The sequence below is a fragment of the Streptomyces sp. NBC_01267 genome (genome assembly GCF_036241575.1).
Taxonomy (GTDB): Bacteria; Actinomycetota; Actinomycetes; order Streptomycetales; family Streptomycetaceae; genus Streptomyces.
Window position 1 is genome coordinate 5,007,118 of the sequence record NZ_CP108455.1, and the last position, 16,177, is coordinate 5,023,294.

The 16,177-nt window shown below is 69.5% G+C and carries 17 protein-coding genes and 1 pseudogene; 14 read left to right on the forward strand and 4 right to left on the reverse strand.

What is annotated here, in order from left to right; all coding sequences use genetic code 11:
- Positions 1-24 precede the first annotated feature (24 nt).
- Together OG709_RS23190 and OG709_RS23195 are read left to right on the forward strand one after the other, a co-directional pair.
- Positions 25-852 carry a S1 family peptidase gene (locus OG709_RS23190; protein ID WP_250299776.1) on the forward strand — a complete coding sequence of 276 codons (828 nt, stop codon included), beginning with the start codon at positions 25-27 and terminating at the stop codon, positions 850-852.
- Between the two features lie 117 nt (positions 853-969).
- A complete protein-coding gene (locus OG709_RS23195) occupies positions 970-1,473 on the forward strand; it encodes a hypothetical protein (RefSeq protein WP_329167625.1) in 504 nt (167 codons plus the stop codon).
- 113 nt (positions 1,474-1,586) lie between these two features.
- Here OG709_RS23195 and OG709_RS23200 read toward each other — a convergent pair.
- A pseudogene (locus OG709_RS23200) lies at positions 1,587-2,468 on the reverse strand (chitinase); the annotation flags it as partial.
- A 455-nt stretch (positions 2,469-2,923) separates the two neighbouring features.
- Between OG709_RS23200 and OG709_RS23205 the strand changes: the two are divergent.
- The 12 genes from OG709_RS23205 to OG709_RS23260 all read left to right on the forward strand — a co-directional run bounded on the left by OG709_RS23205 (position 2,924) and on the right by OG709_RS23260 (position 13,110).
- Positions 2,924-3,793 carry a hypothetical protein gene (locus OG709_RS23205; RefSeq protein ID WP_326694116.1) on the forward strand — a complete coding sequence of 290 codons (870 nt, stop codon included), beginning with the start codon at positions 2,924-2,926 and terminating at the stop codon, positions 3,791-3,793.
- Positions 3,790-4,503: a Flp pilus assembly protein CpaB gene (gene cpaB / locus OG709_RS23210; protein ID WP_326694115.1), complete on the forward strand. Its 714-nt coding sequence runs from the start codon at positions 3,790-3,792 to the stop codon at positions 4,501-4,503. Before OG709_RS23205 ends, cpaB begins: the two co-directional genes overlap by 4 nt.
- 7 nt (positions 4,504-4,510) lie before the next feature.
- Entirely contained in the window at positions 4,511-6,118 is a 1,608-nt protein-coding gene (locus OG709_RS23215) for an AAA family ATPase (protein WP_329167626.1), read from the forward strand.
- Positions 6,115-6,618, forward strand: a complete 504-nt coding sequence (locus OG709_RS23220) for a TadE/TadG family type IV pilus assembly protein (protein WP_329167627.1) — start codon at positions 6,115-6,117, stop codon at positions 6,616-6,618. Before OG709_RS23215 ends, OG709_RS23220 begins: the two co-directional genes overlap by 4 nt.
- A gap of 64 nt (positions 6,619-6,682) precedes the next feature.
- Positions 6,683-8,020: a CpaF family protein gene (locus OG709_RS23225; RefSeq protein ID WP_266641105.1), complete on the forward strand. Its 1,338-nt coding sequence runs from the start codon at positions 6,683-6,685 to the stop codon at positions 8,018-8,020.
- Between the two features lie 9 nt (positions 8,021-8,029).
- Entirely contained in the window at positions 8,030-8,968 is a 939-nt protein-coding gene (locus OG709_RS23230; RefSeq protein WP_250299792.1) for a type II secretion system F family protein, read from the forward strand.
- 14 nt (positions 8,969-8,982) lie between these two features.
- Positions 8,983-9,873 (forward strand): DUF5936 domain-containing protein, encoded by an 891-nt coding sequence (locus tag OG709_RS23235; protein WP_329167628.1) that lies wholly within the window; start codon positions 8,983-8,985, stop codon positions 9,871-9,873.
- A 321-nt stretch (positions 9,874-10,194) separates the two neighbouring features.
- Entirely contained in the window at positions 10,195-10,425 is a 231-nt protein-coding gene (locus tag OG709_RS23240) for a hypothetical protein (RefSeq protein WP_266641101.1), read from the forward strand.
- A gap of 35 nt (positions 10,426-10,460) precedes the next feature.
- The gene (locus OG709_RS23245) at positions 10,461-11,027 is read left to right on the forward strand and encodes a pilus assembly protein TadG-related protein (RefSeq protein ID WP_329167629.1); all 567 of its coding nucleotides are present in this window, start codon (positions 10,461-10,463) and stop codon (positions 11,025-11,027) included.
- A 13-nt stretch (positions 11,028-11,040) separates the two neighbouring features.
- Positions 11,041-11,628, forward strand: a complete 588-nt coding sequence (locus OG709_RS23250; RefSeq protein WP_329167630.1) for a hypothetical protein — start codon at positions 11,041-11,043, stop codon at positions 11,626-11,628.
- Between the two features lie 3 nt (positions 11,629-11,631).
- Positions 11,632-12,270 carry an OmpA family protein gene (locus tag OG709_RS23255; RefSeq protein WP_250299800.1) on the forward strand — a complete coding sequence of 213 codons (639 nt, stop codon included), beginning with the start codon at positions 11,632-11,634 and terminating at the stop codon, positions 12,268-12,270.
- A gap of 207 nt (positions 12,271-12,477) precedes the next feature.
- Complete coding sequence (locus OG709_RS23260) at positions 12,478-13,110, forward strand: DUF2461 family protein (protein ID WP_329167631.1); 633 nt, start codon at positions 12,478-12,480, stop codon at positions 13,108-13,110.
- 107 nt (positions 13,111-13,217) lie between these two features.
- Here the strand turns inward: OG709_RS23260 and OG709_RS23265 are convergent, their stop codons facing one another.
- From OG709_RS23265 to OG709_RS23275, 3 genes are read right to left on the reverse strand one after another with little or no spacing between them, the layout of a single operon-like run.
- Entirely contained in the window at positions 13,218-14,288 is a 1,071-nt protein-coding gene (locus OG709_RS23265; protein ID WP_250299804.1) for a hydroxyacid dehydrogenase, read from the reverse strand.
- A gap of 22 nt (positions 14,289-14,310) precedes the next feature.
- Positions 14,311-15,255, reverse strand: coding sequence for a carbohydrate ABC transporter permease (locus tag OG709_RS23270; RefSeq protein ID WP_266641092.1), 945 nt, complete (start codon positions 15,253-15,255; stop codon positions 14,311-14,313).
- Between the two features lie 2 nt (positions 15,256-15,257).
- Entirely contained in the window at positions 15,258-16,154 is an 897-nt protein-coding gene (locus OG709_RS23275) for a carbohydrate ABC transporter permease (protein ID WP_250299831.1), read from the reverse strand.
- Positions 16,155-16,177: the final 23 nt, after the last annotated feature.

A 16,177-nucleotide genomic window follows, 5' to 3' on the forward strand; every position in this document is an offset into this window, starting at 1 on the left:
TTCGGTCACAGAGGGGACCCCCACATGAAGAAGCCTCTCGTCGGCGCCCTGCTCGCCCTGGCCCTTGCGGGCGCGGCAGCGACGCCCGCGGTGGCGGCCACGAGCCGTCCCACGGTCAAGGCCGTCGACTTCGCCGGAACGGTGGCGCTGAGCAACTGCTCCGGCTCCGTCGTCCGGATGCCCGACTCCCAGCCCGACGACCCGGCGCTGGTGCTCTCCAACGGCCACTGCCTGGAGACGGGTTTCCCGGCGGCCGGTGAGGTCATCACCGACCAGCCGTCCAGCCGGACCTTCTCGCTGCTCAACTCCGCGGGCAGTTCGGTCGCCACGCTCAAGGCGAGCAAGGTGGCGTACGCGACGATGACCGACACGGACATCTCGCTGTACCAACTCACCTCCACCTACGCCCAGATCCAGAGCAAGTACGGCATCGCCGCGCTGGAACTGAACGCCGCCCACCCCACGCAGGGCACCGCGATCAAGGTCGTCTCCGGGTACTGGAAGAAGATCTACAGCTGCAATGTGGACGGCTTCGTGTACCGCCTCAAGGAGGGCGACTGGACCTGGAAGGACTCGCTCCGTTACACCTCCGCCTGCGACACCATCGGCGGTACGTCCGGCTCCCCGGTGATCGACACGGCGACCGGCAAGGTCGTCGCCGTCAACAACACCGGCAACGAGGACGGTCAGACCTGCACGGAGAACAACCCGTGCGAGGTGGACGAGAACGGCAACGTGACCATCCACCAGGGCATCAACTACGCCGAGGAGACGTACGGGATCGTGGCGTGCGTCGGCGCCGGTAACAAGATCGACCTGAGCCTCGCGGGGTGCACGCTGCCCAAGCCGTAACGGGCTGCCGCATCCGCGCACGGTGGCGCCCGCCGGGGGGACCGGCGGGCGCCACCGCGTGCCGGCGCCGGCTCCGGCCATACTGGTCGCCGGACCGAGAGCCGGAAGGGCTGGCGCATGGAACACACCGGACAACAGGGCGGCGCGCACCCGGGCCCGCACCCCCCGCCCGCGCAGGGCTTCGGCCCGCCGCCCCCGGCGTACGCGCCGCCACCGCCCCCGGGGTACGCACCCGGGCCGCCCCCGGCGTACGCCTCCGGGCCAGTGCCCCAGCAGCAGTACCACCACCCGCCGCAGCACCAGCACCAGCAGCAGGGACCCGGGCCGTTCGCGGACGGCCCCGACTTCCTCGCGACGGACCGGCGGAACGCCGTGGTGGTCGATGTCGAAGGGGTCTCCTTCGAACGCAACGGCCAGACCGCGGACTTCTCCTGGAACCACATCACCACCGTGCCGTTCAAGGGCTCGTACAGCGGTACCACTCTCATGGTGTCCGTGGTCCTGACCGACGGCCGCGTCTACGAGTGCACGGTGGACGCCCGCAACAACGCCACGCTCCAGGCATGGTTCGGGGGGCTGTCCCACGTCCTCGGGTTCTATCTCGCGGGCCGCGGCCAGTAGTAGGACGGGCACCCGCCACTCGTACCCCTGCGCGCACAGGTCGGCCCACGCGCAGCGGCAGCGCCACCGGGGGAGCGGTGGCGCTGCCGGGCCGTCCGTAGCGGCAGTAGCGGCTACAGACTGTGGACGTGCGGTCCGACCGCACTCGACCAGGCGTTGCCCGATGTGGCGTCCCAGTTGGTCGACCAGGTCATCGCGCCGCGCAGTCCCGGATAGGTCTTCGAGGGCTTGAACGAGCCGCAGCCCGTTCCCTTCGTGAGACAGTCCAGCGCGTTGTCGACGACGCTCGGTGACACGTAGCCGCTGCCTGCCGCGCTGCTGGAGGCGGGTACGCCCAGGCCGACCTGTGAGGGGTCGAGGCCGCCTTGCAGCTGGATGCAGGCGAGTGCGGTGAGGAAGTCCACGGTGCCCTGGGAGTAGACGTTGCCGTCGCAGCCGAGCATCGAACCGCTGTTGTAGTACTGCATGTTGACGACGGTGAGGATGTTCTTGATGTTCAGTGCGGTCTTGAAGTACTCGTTGGACGTGGACTGCATGTCGATGGTCTGCGGGGCCATGGTGATGACGAGGCCCGAGCCTGCCTTCGCGGAGAGGGACTTCAGCGCCTGTGACATGTAGGTGGAGTTGACGCCGTTCTCCAGGTCGATGTCGACGCCGTTGAAGCCGTACTCCTGCATCAGTGAGTACACGGAGTTGGCGAAGTTGGTGGCCGAGGTGGAGTCGGAGACCGAGATGGTGCCGTTCTGGCCGCCGATGGAGATGATGACGGATTTGCCCGCGGCCTGTTTTGCCTTGATGTCGGCTTTGAACTGGTCGGTGGTGTAGCCGCCGAGTCCGGCCGAGTCCAGGGTGAAGGAGACGGCGCCGGGTGTGGAGGTCGCGTCGGCGAAGGCGACCGCGATGATGTCGTAGTCGGCGGGTACGTCGCTGAGCTTCTGGACGGCCGCGCCGTTGTTGAAGTTCTGCCAGTAGCCCGTCACTGCGTGGGCGGGAACGGCTGCGGTCGAGGCAACGGCTGCGGTCGAGGCGACGGACGCGGTCGAGGCAGCGGATGCGGGCGCCGCGGCCTGTGCGGCCGTACCCGTGAAGGAGAGTGCGGCAGCCGCGAAAGCGGCTACGACCGCGCCGAGCCAGGCGCGGGTGAGGGATCGTCCGGATGTCACGTACGGCCTCCAGATGTGGGGGGAGGGGGCTGTCAGCTGCTATACGGAACGGTGGCCACCGCGGGGTGCGTCCAAACTGGTCCAGACCAATGAGCTTGTCAAGGCGTCTCCCCGTTCTTCATCATTTCTTCTCTTCCTCCCGTCCCTCCGGGCGCCTCCGGGCGTTCCCCTTCGCGCTGCTCCATGTCCAAGATCCAATGATTCTTGGTCAGTTGTGGTTCTCCGCGCGTGTCCCGTGGATACAGTGCTGGTGCAGGAGCAACTCGCTGTGAACGGGGGATCGCGTAGTGCCGACCGCCATAGCTGTCACCAGCAGCGATCTCGTGCTGCCGCCTTCCGACCGGCACACGCCCCCCGCGGCCGTCCTCCGGCCCCCGGCGGAGTGGTCCCTGGAGGCCTCCGTCACGGAGATGCACGCCCTCCTCGAACAGTACGGATACGTCGTCGTGGTGCACGCCGCCGCGCTGCCCGCGCCCTTCGTCCAGCGGCTGCACACCGTCCGCTCGGTACTGGAGAGCGACCGCATCGCGCTGCTGCCCGTCGACCTGCCACCGCTGGGTGTCGCCGTACTCGCCCGGCAGCTGCGCCAGCTCTCCGCCTGCGACTTCAGCCCCGGCGTGCTCGCCTCCGCCGCCCGGCTGCTCTCGCACTACATCTACGCGGGTGCGCTGCTCTCCTCGGTCACCCGGCTCGACCGGGTCCCGGTGTCGCTGACCACGCACGCCAAGTCCTGGGTGCCGGGTTCGCAGTTCGCCGTACTGGCCTCCCCCGCACCGCAGTTGACCAAGGTGAGCGGCACGGAACCCGGCGTACTCGACGGCCCCGCCTTCGCCACGCAGCTGCTCGTCGCCCGCGGCCAGCTCCAGTCCGACTGGGTGACCGGGACGCTCGCCCCGGCGTGGCAGGTCCAGGGCCATCTGGAGACCGCGCTGCCCGCCGACTCGGCCGGGTGGTGGGCCACGTCCCGGCTCGTGGAATTCGCCGCGGCGATCCCCGACATCTCCGTGCTCTACCAGCTGGTCTCCTCCGTACGCCGCGAGCTGTGCCGGTGGTGCGGGCTCGAACTCATAGGGGACCGCTGCGGGTTCTGCTCCTCGCCGTTCGCCGCGCCGCCCGCCGATTCCCCTGCCCAGTTCGAGAGGTTGTCCGCTCAGTGAACTCACGCCAGCGCCGCGGCGTCGTCCTGCTGCTCCTGTCGGCCCTCTGCGCCATCGCGGCCGTCGTCGGGGTGCTCTCCGTGATCCGCAACGTGAATGCGAAGGTCGGCCCGGAGGTCACGGCGTACCGGGTGCGCAGCGACATAGCCCCGTACCAGCAGCTCACCGCAGGCGACTTCGAGGAGACGCGGATGCCCCGGCGCTGGCTGTCGGACAACGCGGTGACCGACCTCGGCCAGATACGCGGCAAGATCGCCGTCACCCCGCTGCACAAGGGTTCGCTGCTACAGACCGACATGATCGTCCGGCAGCCCGAACTGGCCCCGGGCGAACAGGAGATCGCCATCATGATCGACGCCTCCACCGGCGTCGCCGGAAAGATCACCCCGGGGTCCAGCGTCAACATCTACGCGACGTTCAAGGGCGACGGCAAGAACGTCCCCGACACCTCCAAGGTCATCGTCTCCGGCGCCCGGGTGGTGGACGTCGGCAAGATCACCGCCCTCGACCCGAACCAGAACGAGAACGACCGCACCCGGCAGGCCACCGACGCCGTCCCGATCACCTTCGCCCTGAAGACGCTCGACGCCCAGCGCGTGGCGTACGCGGAGTCCTTCGCGACGCACGTACGGCTCGCCCTCGTCGCGGCAGGCGGCGGCGGGGCCGTGGCCCAGCGCGACCGCACCTACACCCTCGACGGCGACAAGTGAGGGACCGATGACGACTCGCATCCTGCCCGCGGTCGGTGATCCGGACGCGGCCCGCGCGGTGATCACCCTGCTCAGCCAGCTGCCCGACGCGGAACCCGCCCCGCCGGTCACCGACTCGACCTCGCTGCTCGACCTGCTGGCCCGGTCCGCGGGCGCATCCCTCGACGAACTGCCCGAGGTCGTCCTCGTCCACGAACGGATCGGCCCGACCCCCGCACTGGAGCTGATCCGGGAGGTCGCCCTGCGCTTCCCCGCGGTCGGCGTCGTCCTCATCACCGCGGACGTCAGCCCCCTCCTCTACACCGCGGCAATGGACTCCGGGGCCCGCGGTCTCATCGGACTCCCGCTCGGCTACGAGGAGTTGGCGGCCCGCGTACAGAACGCCGCCTCCTGGTCCACCGGTGTCCGCCGCCACCTGGGCGGCGGCGCGGACACGGCCACCGGACCCGGCGGTACGGTCGTCACGGTCACCGGCGCCAAGGGCGGCGTCGGCGCCACCGTCACCGCCGTCCAACTCGCCCTGGCCGCGGCGTCGTCGGGCCGGTCCGTCGCGCTGGTGGACCTGGACCTCCAGTCCGGGGACGTCGCCTCGTACCTCGACGTGCAGTTCCGCCGCTCGATCGCCGACCTGGCGGGCATCACGGACATCTCGCCCCGGGTCCTCCAGGACGCCGTGTACGCCCATCCGACGGGCGTCGGCCTGCTCCTCGCTCCCGGTGACGGCGAACGCGGCGAGGAGGTCACCGACCGGGTCGCCCGGCAGACGATCGGAGCCCTGCGCAACCGCTACGAGATCGTGATCGTCGACTGCGGCACCCAGCTGAACAGCGCGAACGCCGCCGCCGTGGAGATGGCCGACCACGCGCTGCTCCTGGTCACCCCCGATGTCGTCGCCGTACGGGCGGCCAAGCGGATGGTGCGGATGTGGGACCGCCTCCAGGTCCGCAAGGCCGAGGAGACCATCTCCGTCGTCAACCGGGCCACCCGCGGCGCGGAGATCCAGCCACCGCTCGTCGAACGGATCACCGGTACGAAGGCGGCGCGCGCCGCGATTCCGGCAGGCTTCAAGGAACTCCAGGCCGCGGTCGACGCGGGCCGGATGCAGGACCTGGACAGCCGGTCCGCGGTCAAGCAGGCGATGTGGGCGCTGGCCGGGGAACTGGGCCTGGTGAAGGCGGCCCCCGCGGCCTCGCACGGCCGGGGCGGCGGTCTGCTGCGCGGCCGGAAGGGCGGGGACCGGGGTGGCGACCGGGGCGCGGTCCTGGTCGAGTTCGCCGGGATGGCCCCGCTCATCGCGTTCGTCCTGGTGGCGATGTGGCAGTGCGTGCTGTGGGGCTACACGTTCTCGCTGGCGGGCAACGCGGCGGACGAGGCGGCGCGGGTGGCGACGGCGTCGTACGCGGTCGACGGCTCGACGTCCGGCTGCCAGGAGGCGGGCCTCGAACGCCTGCCGGGCAGCTGGCGGGGCGCCGCGAAGGTCAGCTGCGCCGCATCGGGCAATCTGATGCGGGCGACGGTGCATCTGCGCACGCCGGTGCTCTTCCCGGGGGCGGGGAACTTCCCGTGGTCGGTGGACGGGAGCGCGGGGGCGGCGCTGGAGGGGGAGCCGCGATGAGGTGCGTACGTGGGTCACTGATACCGGGTACGGGCAGGGCCTCGGGCACAGGCACGGGCACAGGCACGGGTACGGGCACAGGCACGGGTACGGGTACGGGCACGGTCTCGGCTACGGGCAGGGCCTCGGGTACGGCAACAGCTACGGCCCGCAGGGACCTGCGCGACGACCGCGGCACCGCCATCCTCGAATTCACCGGGATGCTGCCCCTCCTCCTCTTCATCGGGATGGCCGCCATCCAGCTCGGGATCGTCGGGTACTCCGCCAGCCAGGCGGGCTCCGCCGCCCGCGCCGCGGCCCGCACCGAATCGCTCCAGGCCGGGACCGGCGCCGCCGCCGGGCAGGCCGCCACCGCGGACTGGCTCCAGGGCGGCACCACCATCACCGTCGGCGGCGGGGACACCGTGACCGCGACGGCCACCATCCGCGTCCCCTCCGTACTGCCGGGCATCCACCTCTTCGGACCCGTACACCGCACGGTGACCATGCCGCGCGACTGACCCGGCACACCCGCACACCCGCACCCGCCCCCGTACGCACGGGCAGACAGGACAGGAGGCAACCATGAGTCTGCGCTCGCGCATCACCCCTCCCGAGGAGCACGGCGGCGGCCGGGAGGACGGTCATCAGGTCGCCGCCTACCGCGCCAAACTCCTCGAAGAGATCGACCTCGCGGAGATGTCCTCGCTCGCCGCCGCCGACCGGCGCGCCCGGCTGGAGCGGGTGCTGGGCCACATCATCAGCCGCGAGGGGCCGGTCCTCTCCACCGCCGAGCGCTCCCAGCTGATCCGCCGCGTCGTCGACGAAGCGCTCGGCCTCGGCGTACTCGAACCGCTCCTCGAAGACGCGTCGATCACCGAGATCATGGTCAACGGCCCCGACGCGATCTTCGTCGAGCGCGCGGGCCGGGTGGAACAGCTCCCCATGCGCTTCGCCTCCACCGAACAGCTGATGCAGACCATCGAGCGCATCGTCTCGACCGTCAACCGCCGGGTGGACGAGTCGAATCCGATGGTCGACGCCCGCCTCCCGTCCGGTGAGCGCGTCAACGTCATCATTCCGCCGCTCGCCCTGACCGGCCCCACCCTCACGATCCGCCGTTTCCCCCGCGCGTACCGCCTCCAGGAACTGATCGCCCTCGGCACGCTCGACGAGCAGATGCTGCTGCTGCTCTCGGCGTTCGTACGGGCCCGCTTCAACGTGATCGTCTCCGGCGGTACGGGCTCCGGCAAGACCACCCTGCTCAACGCGCTCTCCGGCCTCATCCCCGAGCACGAGCGCATCATCACCGTCGAGGACGCCGCCGAACTCCAGCTCCAGCAGTCCCATGTGATCCGGCTGGAGACCCGCCCGGCGAACGTCGAGGGCAAGGGCCGGATCACCATCCGCGACCTGGTCCGCAACTCCCTGCGCATGCGCCCCGACCGGATCATCGTCGGCGAGGTACGCGGCGGCGAGACCCTCGACATGCTCCAGGCGATGTCCACGGGCCACGACGGCTCGCTCGCCACCGTCCACTCCAACAGCGCCGAGGACGCCCTGATGAGGCTCCAGACCCTGGGCTCCATGTCCGAGGTGGAGATCCCCTTCGAGGCGCTGCGCGACCAGATCAACAGCGCGGTCGACGTCATCGTCCAGCTCACCCGGCACGCCGACGGCTCCCGCAAGGTCAGCGAGATCGTGATGCTCGTCAGCCACGGCCGCGAACCGTTCCAGCTCGCCACCCTGTCCCGCTACCACGCGCAGCCGATGAGCGCGGACCGTGTCGTGCACGGACAGTTCGAACATCTGCCGCTGCCGCGCCGGGTCGCGGAGCGGCTCCACCTGGCGAACGAGGCGCTTCCACCCGCGTTCGGCGTCGTGGAGGGCATCGACCCGCTCAACACGAGAGAGGCGAGGTAGGGCCGGACCATGAACAACACCGCTCTGCTGGCGATCGGCAGCACGCTGCTCTGCGGCGGCCTGGCCGTCGCCGGTATCCATGTCTACGCCTCGGGGAAGGCCCAGCGCGAGGCCCTGGTCGACCGGCTCTCGTACACCGGACCGCCGCCCACCGGACTGCGCACCCGGCGCTTCACCGGCGTGGACCGCAGACTCCGCAGGACCGCACTGGGCAAGCGCATCCAGCTGCGGCTCTCGGCCACCGGCCTGGACCTCACCCCCGGCGAGTTCACCGTGTACGTCCTCGGCGGCGTCGCGGCGCTCTGGCTGATCGCTTCCGCCGTACTGGCCCCGTTCTTCGGCCCGGTCGCCGGACTCGTCGCCCTCTGGGCGGGCAACACCTTCCTCAACTGGCAGCGCCAGAAACGCATCGAGGCGTTCATCAACCAGTTGCCCGAGCTGTCCAGGATCCTGGCCAACGCCACCGCCGCCGGGCTCGCGCTCCGTACCGCCCTGGGCATGGCGGCCGAGGAACTCGACGCGCCGGCCGGAGAGGAACTGGCCACGGTCACCAGCCAGTTGGCGCTCGGCCGGTCCATCGACGAAGCCCTGGGCGAGCTGGCCGAACGGCTGCCCTCCCGTGAACTGGTCGTACTCGTCACCACCCTCGTCCTCTCCAACCGCGCGGGCGGAACGGTCGTCGGCAGCCTGCGCAACCTCACCGAGACCCTGGAGGAGCGCAAGGAGACCCGACGCGAGGTCATCACGATGCTCTCCGAGGTCAACGCCACCGCGTACACCCTCCCGCTGCTCGGCCTCGGCGCCATGATCATGCTGAACTCCATGGACCCCGGCTCGCTCGCCCGGATGACCGGGCACCCCCTCGGCCAGGCCGCGGTGATCGTGGCCCTCGCCCTGTACGCCGTCGGGTTCGTCGGCATGCGCCGCCTCGGCAAGATCGAAGTCTGAGGGAGGCGGCCGACATGGTGGGACTGCTACTGGCTCTGCTGCTCGGCGCGGCCATCGCCGGGATCTTCCAGGGCATCCGGATGTACCGCGCCGAGGCCAAGATCCCCAGCGACCTCGCGGTCGCCCTGGAGGTCGGAGCCACCCGGGTGGGCGGAGTCGAGGCCGCGATCGACCGGGCCGGGATGCGCTTCGCGCCCGCCGTGCTCAAGGCGATGGGCCCCCGGTCCGTGGAGAAGAAGCGCCGCAGGATAGACAGCGCGGGCAACCCCGGCGGCCTGACCGTCGACCGCTACGCGGCCCGCCGCGCGGTGTACGGCATCTTCGGCGGGCTGGCCGCGCTGGCCCTCCTCACCAACGGCAGCCCGGTCCTCGCCTGCCTCGCTCTCGCGTACGGAGTCCTCGCCGCCGACGCGACCATCTGGCAGGCCATCCGCAAGCGCAAGGACATCATCGAGCGGACCCTGCCGGACTTCCTGGACGTGCTCGCCGTCGTCGTCAGCGCCGGACTCGGCTTCCGGCAGGCACTGGAGCGGGTCGCGGAGAAGTACGCGGGACCCTGGGCCGACGAACTGCGCATCACTCTGCGCCAGATGGACATGGGCGTCAGCCGCCGCCAGGCCTTCGACGAACTGCGCCGGCGCAACGGCTCCGAGCAGGTCTCGCAGTTCGTCAGCGCGCTCCAGCAGGGCGAGGAACTCGGCGCGCCGATCGCCGAGACCCTCATACAGATCGCCAACGACATGCGCCGCACCGACGCCCAGAACTCCCGCCGGCGCGCGGCCAAGGCAATCCCGCAGGCCACAGTGGTCACTCTGATCTCGATGGTCCCGGCCACCCTCATCCTGATCGTGACCAACATGTTCCTCGGCTCGGAGACCGACTTCGGCTCCCTCTTCGGGAACTGAGGCGGTGCGCCATGGCGGCACGAGCAAGTCTCCCGGCCGGTTCGGGCATAGGGGCTGCCCGGACGGGGGAGGGATCCGGCCAGTTTCTGTCAGCCACTGCACGGCCGAAACCGGATGTGCCACGCTCTCCCCGGAGAGGTGACTCCGGGCTGCGTTCGAGGAAGGCGGAGGCCATGCGGGACCACGCCTCCGACCGGAGCAACCAGCAGTCGGCCGCCATGGCTGAGTTCGTTCGCGGTTTTCGCGGTTGGGGAGAGCGGGGCGCCGCACACGGCCGCCCTGCCGCAGAGGCGGAGTCGTACGTTCCCGAAGGGGCAGAGCATGGCGAAGAACATCACGCTCAGGGCATACCTGGCACTCGGCACGTGGCGCGACACGGTCGTCTCCCGGATGCGGAGGCAGGCCGGGGACCGCGGGGCGAGCATCGTGGAGTACGGCGGGCTGCTGGTGATCGTGGCGCTGATCGTGGTGGCGGTGCGGGGGTTGGGGCTGCAGGGGATCATCTCCACGGCCATTGGTTCCGCCGTGAAGTCGATCACCGGCGGGGGCTGAGGCGGGACCGCCTGCCCGCAGACCATGGGCAGACCATGCTCATCTACGTTGTCGTGGTGGCGGGCCTGCTTTTCCTCGCCTACGCGTACTTTGCGTTTGCTCAGGCAGCTGCGGCCCGCAGCGGAGCCCAATCAGCCGCAGATGCGGCCGCATTGGCGGCGGCCCAGGACGTACGGAACGAGATGGCCGACGGCTTGACCAACTCGCTCGGGCACTCGGATGTCTGGGTCGACTGGCTGCTCGGCAATGAGCCCGTTCCCGGCATGGGGGAAGCAGCGGCGGACCAGCTTGCCGCCCAGAACGATGCCATGCTCGACGGGCTCGCGCCTACCACGGTCAGGGGCTACCCCGCCTTCCGGGCAAGCGTCACGACACTTTCCACGGTGGGCAAGTCGGTGATTCCCGGAACAGAGAGTCGGCACGCCAAGGCGCATGCCGTCGCCATGATCGAGCCACGCTGCTCGGCGGCGCCGTCGAGCGACCCGAAGCTCATCGAGTTCAACTGCGACGGCGGTCAGCACTGGAAGATCGATCCCAAGAATCTTGACGACATCCAACTGCCCCAGCCGAAAGACCTGTTCGCTGTCCACCTGGCCGAGTAAGGATGAGTTGTAGATGAGCATGCGGCACACCTTGAAGGCCCGCAGGGCACTGATCGCCGTGGTGATTACGACAGGGTTGGTTCTCGCGGTAGCGGGCTGCGGAAGCGGCGACAACGGCAAGTCGGCTGCGTCGTCCCCGGTAGCCAAGACCACGCGCAGCGACGCCAAGGGACAGAGTTCTCCGGCCCCGGAGCAGGACAAGGTGCTGGCCGAGGTGAAAGGCGGTGACGATGTCACACTCACCGTCGTCTCCGCTCTCCGTGACTCAGGGGGCTTCCTCACCGTCAATGGCAAGGTGACGAACGGGAGCGGAAAGTTCTGGAATCCGGCTCAGTGGGCTGGTGACGAGCAGGAACTGGCAGGCAATTCTGCCTCGATGGCCGGGGCGTCGCTGGTTGACGTCGTCGGCAAGAAGAAGTATCTCGTCCTGCGGGACACGCTGGGGCGTTGTCTCTGCACAAGGTTCACGGGCGGTTTCGACGCGAACGAGGCCAAGACCTTCTACGCCCAGTTCCCCGCCCCGCCCGCCAGTACCAAGTCCGTCGAGTTCCAGATCGGCGACATGCCCCCCGCCACCATCGACATCACCGATGGGCAGTGACCGATGAAACGACCCCGCCGCTCCGCGGCCACCCTCGCCGTCACCCTCCTCCTCACCGGCCTGTCCGTCACCGGCGCACACGCCGCCGGGCCCACCCCCAGCACGCCCCCGGACAGCACCAGTTCGACCCCGCCGCCCACGATCGACCCGGCCGCCCCCGGCCTGAAGCTCGGCGACGGCGCGACCCTCGCTCCCTCCAAGGTCCTCGACATCAAATCCGTCGTCGAGGACATGGGCGGTGACGAACGCCGCGAGGACACCAACGCCGACGTGACGTTCGCGCTCCAGGCGGAAGTCCTCTTTGCCAGGGACAGTCCCAAGCTCAACCCGGAGGCCAAGGCCCGGATCAAGGCCATCGCCGAGGAAGCGCTGGCCCAGCACGCCACCAAGGTCAGGGTCTTCGGCTTCACCGACAACCTCGGTTCGTACGAGCACGGCAAGATCCTCTCCAAGCGCCGCGCCGACTCCGTACAGCAGGAACTGGCCACCTCGCTCGGCTCCGACGTCACCTTCGACATCCGGGGGTACAGCGAGGACTACCCGATCGCGTCGAACGACACCGAAGAGGGCCGTACGAAGAACCGCCGCGTCGAGATCTCCTTCCCCCGGGGCGAGAAGCCCGGAGCGGGAGCGACGTCGTAGTGCACGTGTGGGATCTCAAGTTCGGTCTGCACGATCTCACCGCCCGCTTCATATCGACTGCACTCCCAGCGAACTCGCCCACCGCGCACGCCACAGCGGACTGGCCGGCGAGCCCCGCCGTAACACTTCCGACCACGTCCGGGGCTACGCCTTCCTGCCCGTCCCACTCTCCGTGTGCGCGGATCACGGGTGAGCTAATATCCGCGCATGCGCGGACAGTTCACCGGCTGGCCGGAGCAGGCCATGGACGTGTTGTGGCAGCTCCAGGGCGAACCCACCCACGCGACCCGCGAGCGCTACCGCGCGGACCGCGAACGCCTGGTCCGGCAGCCGATGATCGCCCTGCTCGACGAGGTCGCGGACACCGACCCCCGATACGAGGACTTCTCCGTCTGGCACTACCGCACCGACTCCTGGTGGTGGCAGCACCAGAACGCGGTGATCCGGCTCGGCCGCAAGATCGAGATCGGACTGCGGTTCTCCCTGGACGGCCTGCGGATCCAGGGCGCCTGGTGGTACCCCGATCCCGGCCAGGTGGACATGTTCCGCAAAGCCGTGGCCTCCGAGGGGAGCGGCCGTGAACTGTCCGCCATCGTCGAGGACGTGCGGAAGAAGGGCTACGACATCTCCGGGGACGTGATGAAACGCCCCCCGCGCGGCTATCCGACAGACCACTCCCGTACGAAGCTGCTGCGCCACCGTTCGCTGATCGCCGCCCGTCCTCTCGGCTGCGAGGAGTGGCTGCACACCCCCGAGGCGGTCGACAGGGTCCTCTCGGCCGCCGCCGACCTGGACGCCCTGCTGATGTGGCTGGTCCGCCACGTGAAGCGCGCCGCCTGACATCGCGAGGGCGCCGCGCGGCATGGGAGGAACCACACCCGTGCCGCCGGCACCCGCGCTCAGAAGGTGATGTGCACCCTTCAGTGCCGACCGGTCGAGCGGCCCCCTCAGGCCGACGTCGTCAGCGCCTCGCGGGTCACGGGATGGGCGAACTCCCGCCCGGCGCAGTAGCGTTCGATCTCGGCCAGGGCGCTGTGGGTGATGCGCTGGAGCTCACCGCCCAGGGAGCCCGCTATGTGCGGGGTCAGGAGGACGTTCGGGAGTGAGTACAGGGGTGAAGTCGCCGGCAGTACTTCGGGGTCGGTGACGTCCAGGACGGCGTGAATCCGTCCTGACGCAGCCTCGGTGGTCAGAGCCTCGGTGTCGATGAGTGAGCCCCGCCCGGTGTTGATCAGGGTGGCCCCGTCCCGCAGCAGCGACAGGCGGCGGGCATCCAGCAGATGGTAGGTCTCGGGCAGGGCGGGGGCGTGCAGGGAGACGACGTCGCAGGCGGCGAGCATCTCTTCGAGGTCGACGAGCCGGGCCCCCAGCGACCGGGCCCGCAGGGGGTCGAGGTGGGGATCGGCCACCAGCAGGTCGAGGTCGTAGGGGCGCAGGAGTTCCAGCACCCGGCGGCCCACCAGGGACGCGCCCACCACGCCGACGGTCCTGCGGTAGTTGCCGAGGCCGGGACAGTACGCGGACCAGTCCAGCGCGGTGCGGTGCTCGCGGTAGAGCCCGCTGATCTCCAGGACGCGCTTGTTGGCGAAGAGGACGGCCGCGACCGTGTACTCGGCAACGGGCAGGGCGTTGGCAGCCGCTGCCGTGGAGACGAGGAGTCCGCGGTCCCAACAGGCCTCCGTCACATGGTGTTTGACGCTTCCCGCAGCGTGCACGACCGCCTTCAGTGCGGGCATGCGGGCCAGTACGGCGTGATCGAGCGGGGGACATCCCCAGGACGTGATGAGGAGTTCTACGGCTGCCAGGTCCGGTACCCGGTCGAAGTCCTCGAAGTTCTCGACGTCCTCGAAACCTTCGAAGTCCGCGAAGTCCTCGGCGACGAACTGCGGGTCGATGTCGACGTACCGTGCCAGCCGCTCGACCACGGCCGGCGGGAAGAGTACGTCGCGGTGTGCGCGGCCCATGGCGAACAGGGCGCGGGGGCGGGCCTGAGCGGACGGCAGCTGCGTGGATGGCATGGGAATCCTCATGGCGATGGGCCTACTTGACGGCGCCGGCGGTCATGCCGGACTTCCAGAACCGCTGGAGCATCAGGAAGAGAACGACCAGGGGAGCCACGGACACCAGCGATCCGACGACCGCCAGGAGGTAGTCCTGCGGGTGCCCCTGGGAGAGCGCGGAGGAGTACCAGACGTACAGCCCGAGGTTGACCGGGTAGAGCTTCTGGTTGGACAGCATCACCAGGGGCAGGAAGAAGCTGTTCCAGATCTGGGTGAACTGGAAGAGGAAGATGGTCACGAAGCCGGGCGAGATCATCGGGAGGGCGATGCGGCAGAAGGTCTTGAACTCGCCGGCCCCGTCCACCCGGGCGGCCTCCAGGACCTCGTTGGGGACGTAGGCCGCGCTGAAGACCCGGGCCAGATAGACCCCGAACGGGAACACGAGGCCGGGGACGAAGACGCCCCAGAAGGTGTTCACCAGGCCGACCTTGGCGGCGAGCAGGTACAGCGGGATGGCCATCGCGGTGCCGGGCACCATCACACCCAGCAGGACGAAGGCGAAGAGCTTCTCCTTGCCGGGAAAGGCCAGCTTGTCGAACGCGTACCCGGCGGCCACGCTGAACACCGTGGCCAGCAGCGCGCCGATCCCGGCGTACAGGACCGTGTTGACCAGCCAGCGCAGGAAGATGCCGTGGTCGACCTCGAACAGGTGCCTGAGGTTGCCGAGGAGCGCGAAGTCGTGGCCCGGCGCGAAGCCGTTCGTGGCGAAGAGGTCCTGGCGGCTCTTGGTGGACGACAGGACCAGCCAGAGCATCGGCAGGAGTGTGTAGAGGGCGGCGAGACCCAGCATCGCGGTGACGCCGGTCCGGGACAGCAGGGCGGAGGGGCGCTTGCGGGGGCGCCGCGGACCGTCTCCGGGCCGCCTGCCCTCGCTCCGGTGGGCCACGGGCTCAACGGGCGTGGGGGGACTGGGTGTTGTGGTCATGGTCACGGCTGACTCCTGCTGCGCGAGAACCGGGTGACGAGGAACGACAGCGCGGCGGCGAACAGCGCGATGAGCAGCGAGGCGGCTGCGGCCAGGCCGAAGTCGTTGTGGGTGAAGGCGGCGGTCTGGACGTACATGTTGGGCGTCCAGCTGCTGCCGATCGAGCTGGAGGCGCTGTAGATCACCTTCGGCTCGGTGAAGAGCTGGACCGAGCCGATGACGGTGAACAGCACGGACAGGGCGATGGCCGGGCGGATCATCGGCACCTTGATCGACAGGGCGGTACGGATGCCGCCCGCACCGTCGATCTTCGCCGCGTCCAGGGTCTCGCGCGGCACCGACTGGAGGGCGGCGTAGAAGATGACCATGTTGTACCCGGTCCACTCCCAGACAGCGATGTTCGCCGTGGAGAACACCGCGTTGTCCGCCGAGAGGAAGCTGACGTCCAGGCCTCCGGAGTGGAGCAGGTCGATCACCGGGCTCAGCCCCGGGGTGTACAGGTAGACCCAGATGAGCGCCGCGATCAGACCGGGCACCGCGTGCGGGAGGAACAGGGCCAGCTGGAAGAAGGCCCGCGCCCTGACCAGCGCCGAGTCCAGCAGCAGAGCGAGGACGAGCGCGCCGCCGATCATCACCGGGATGTAGATGGCGACGTACACGGCGATGGTGAGGAATCCGTTGCGGAACGCCGGGTCCGACAAGGCGTTCGTGTAGTTGTCCAGGCCTGCGAAGACGCTCTCGGTGCCGCCGAAACCGAGGCCGGAGGTGCGGGTGGTGAACAGGCTCATCCAGCCCGCGTAGACCAGCGGGGCGAGGGTGACAGCGGCGAAGAGGACGAAAAACGGTGCTACGAGCAGCGCGGCAGTACGGCGCTGCGCGCGGGCTGACGGGCTTGCCATACCGGCCATTCCGGCCTTCCTCA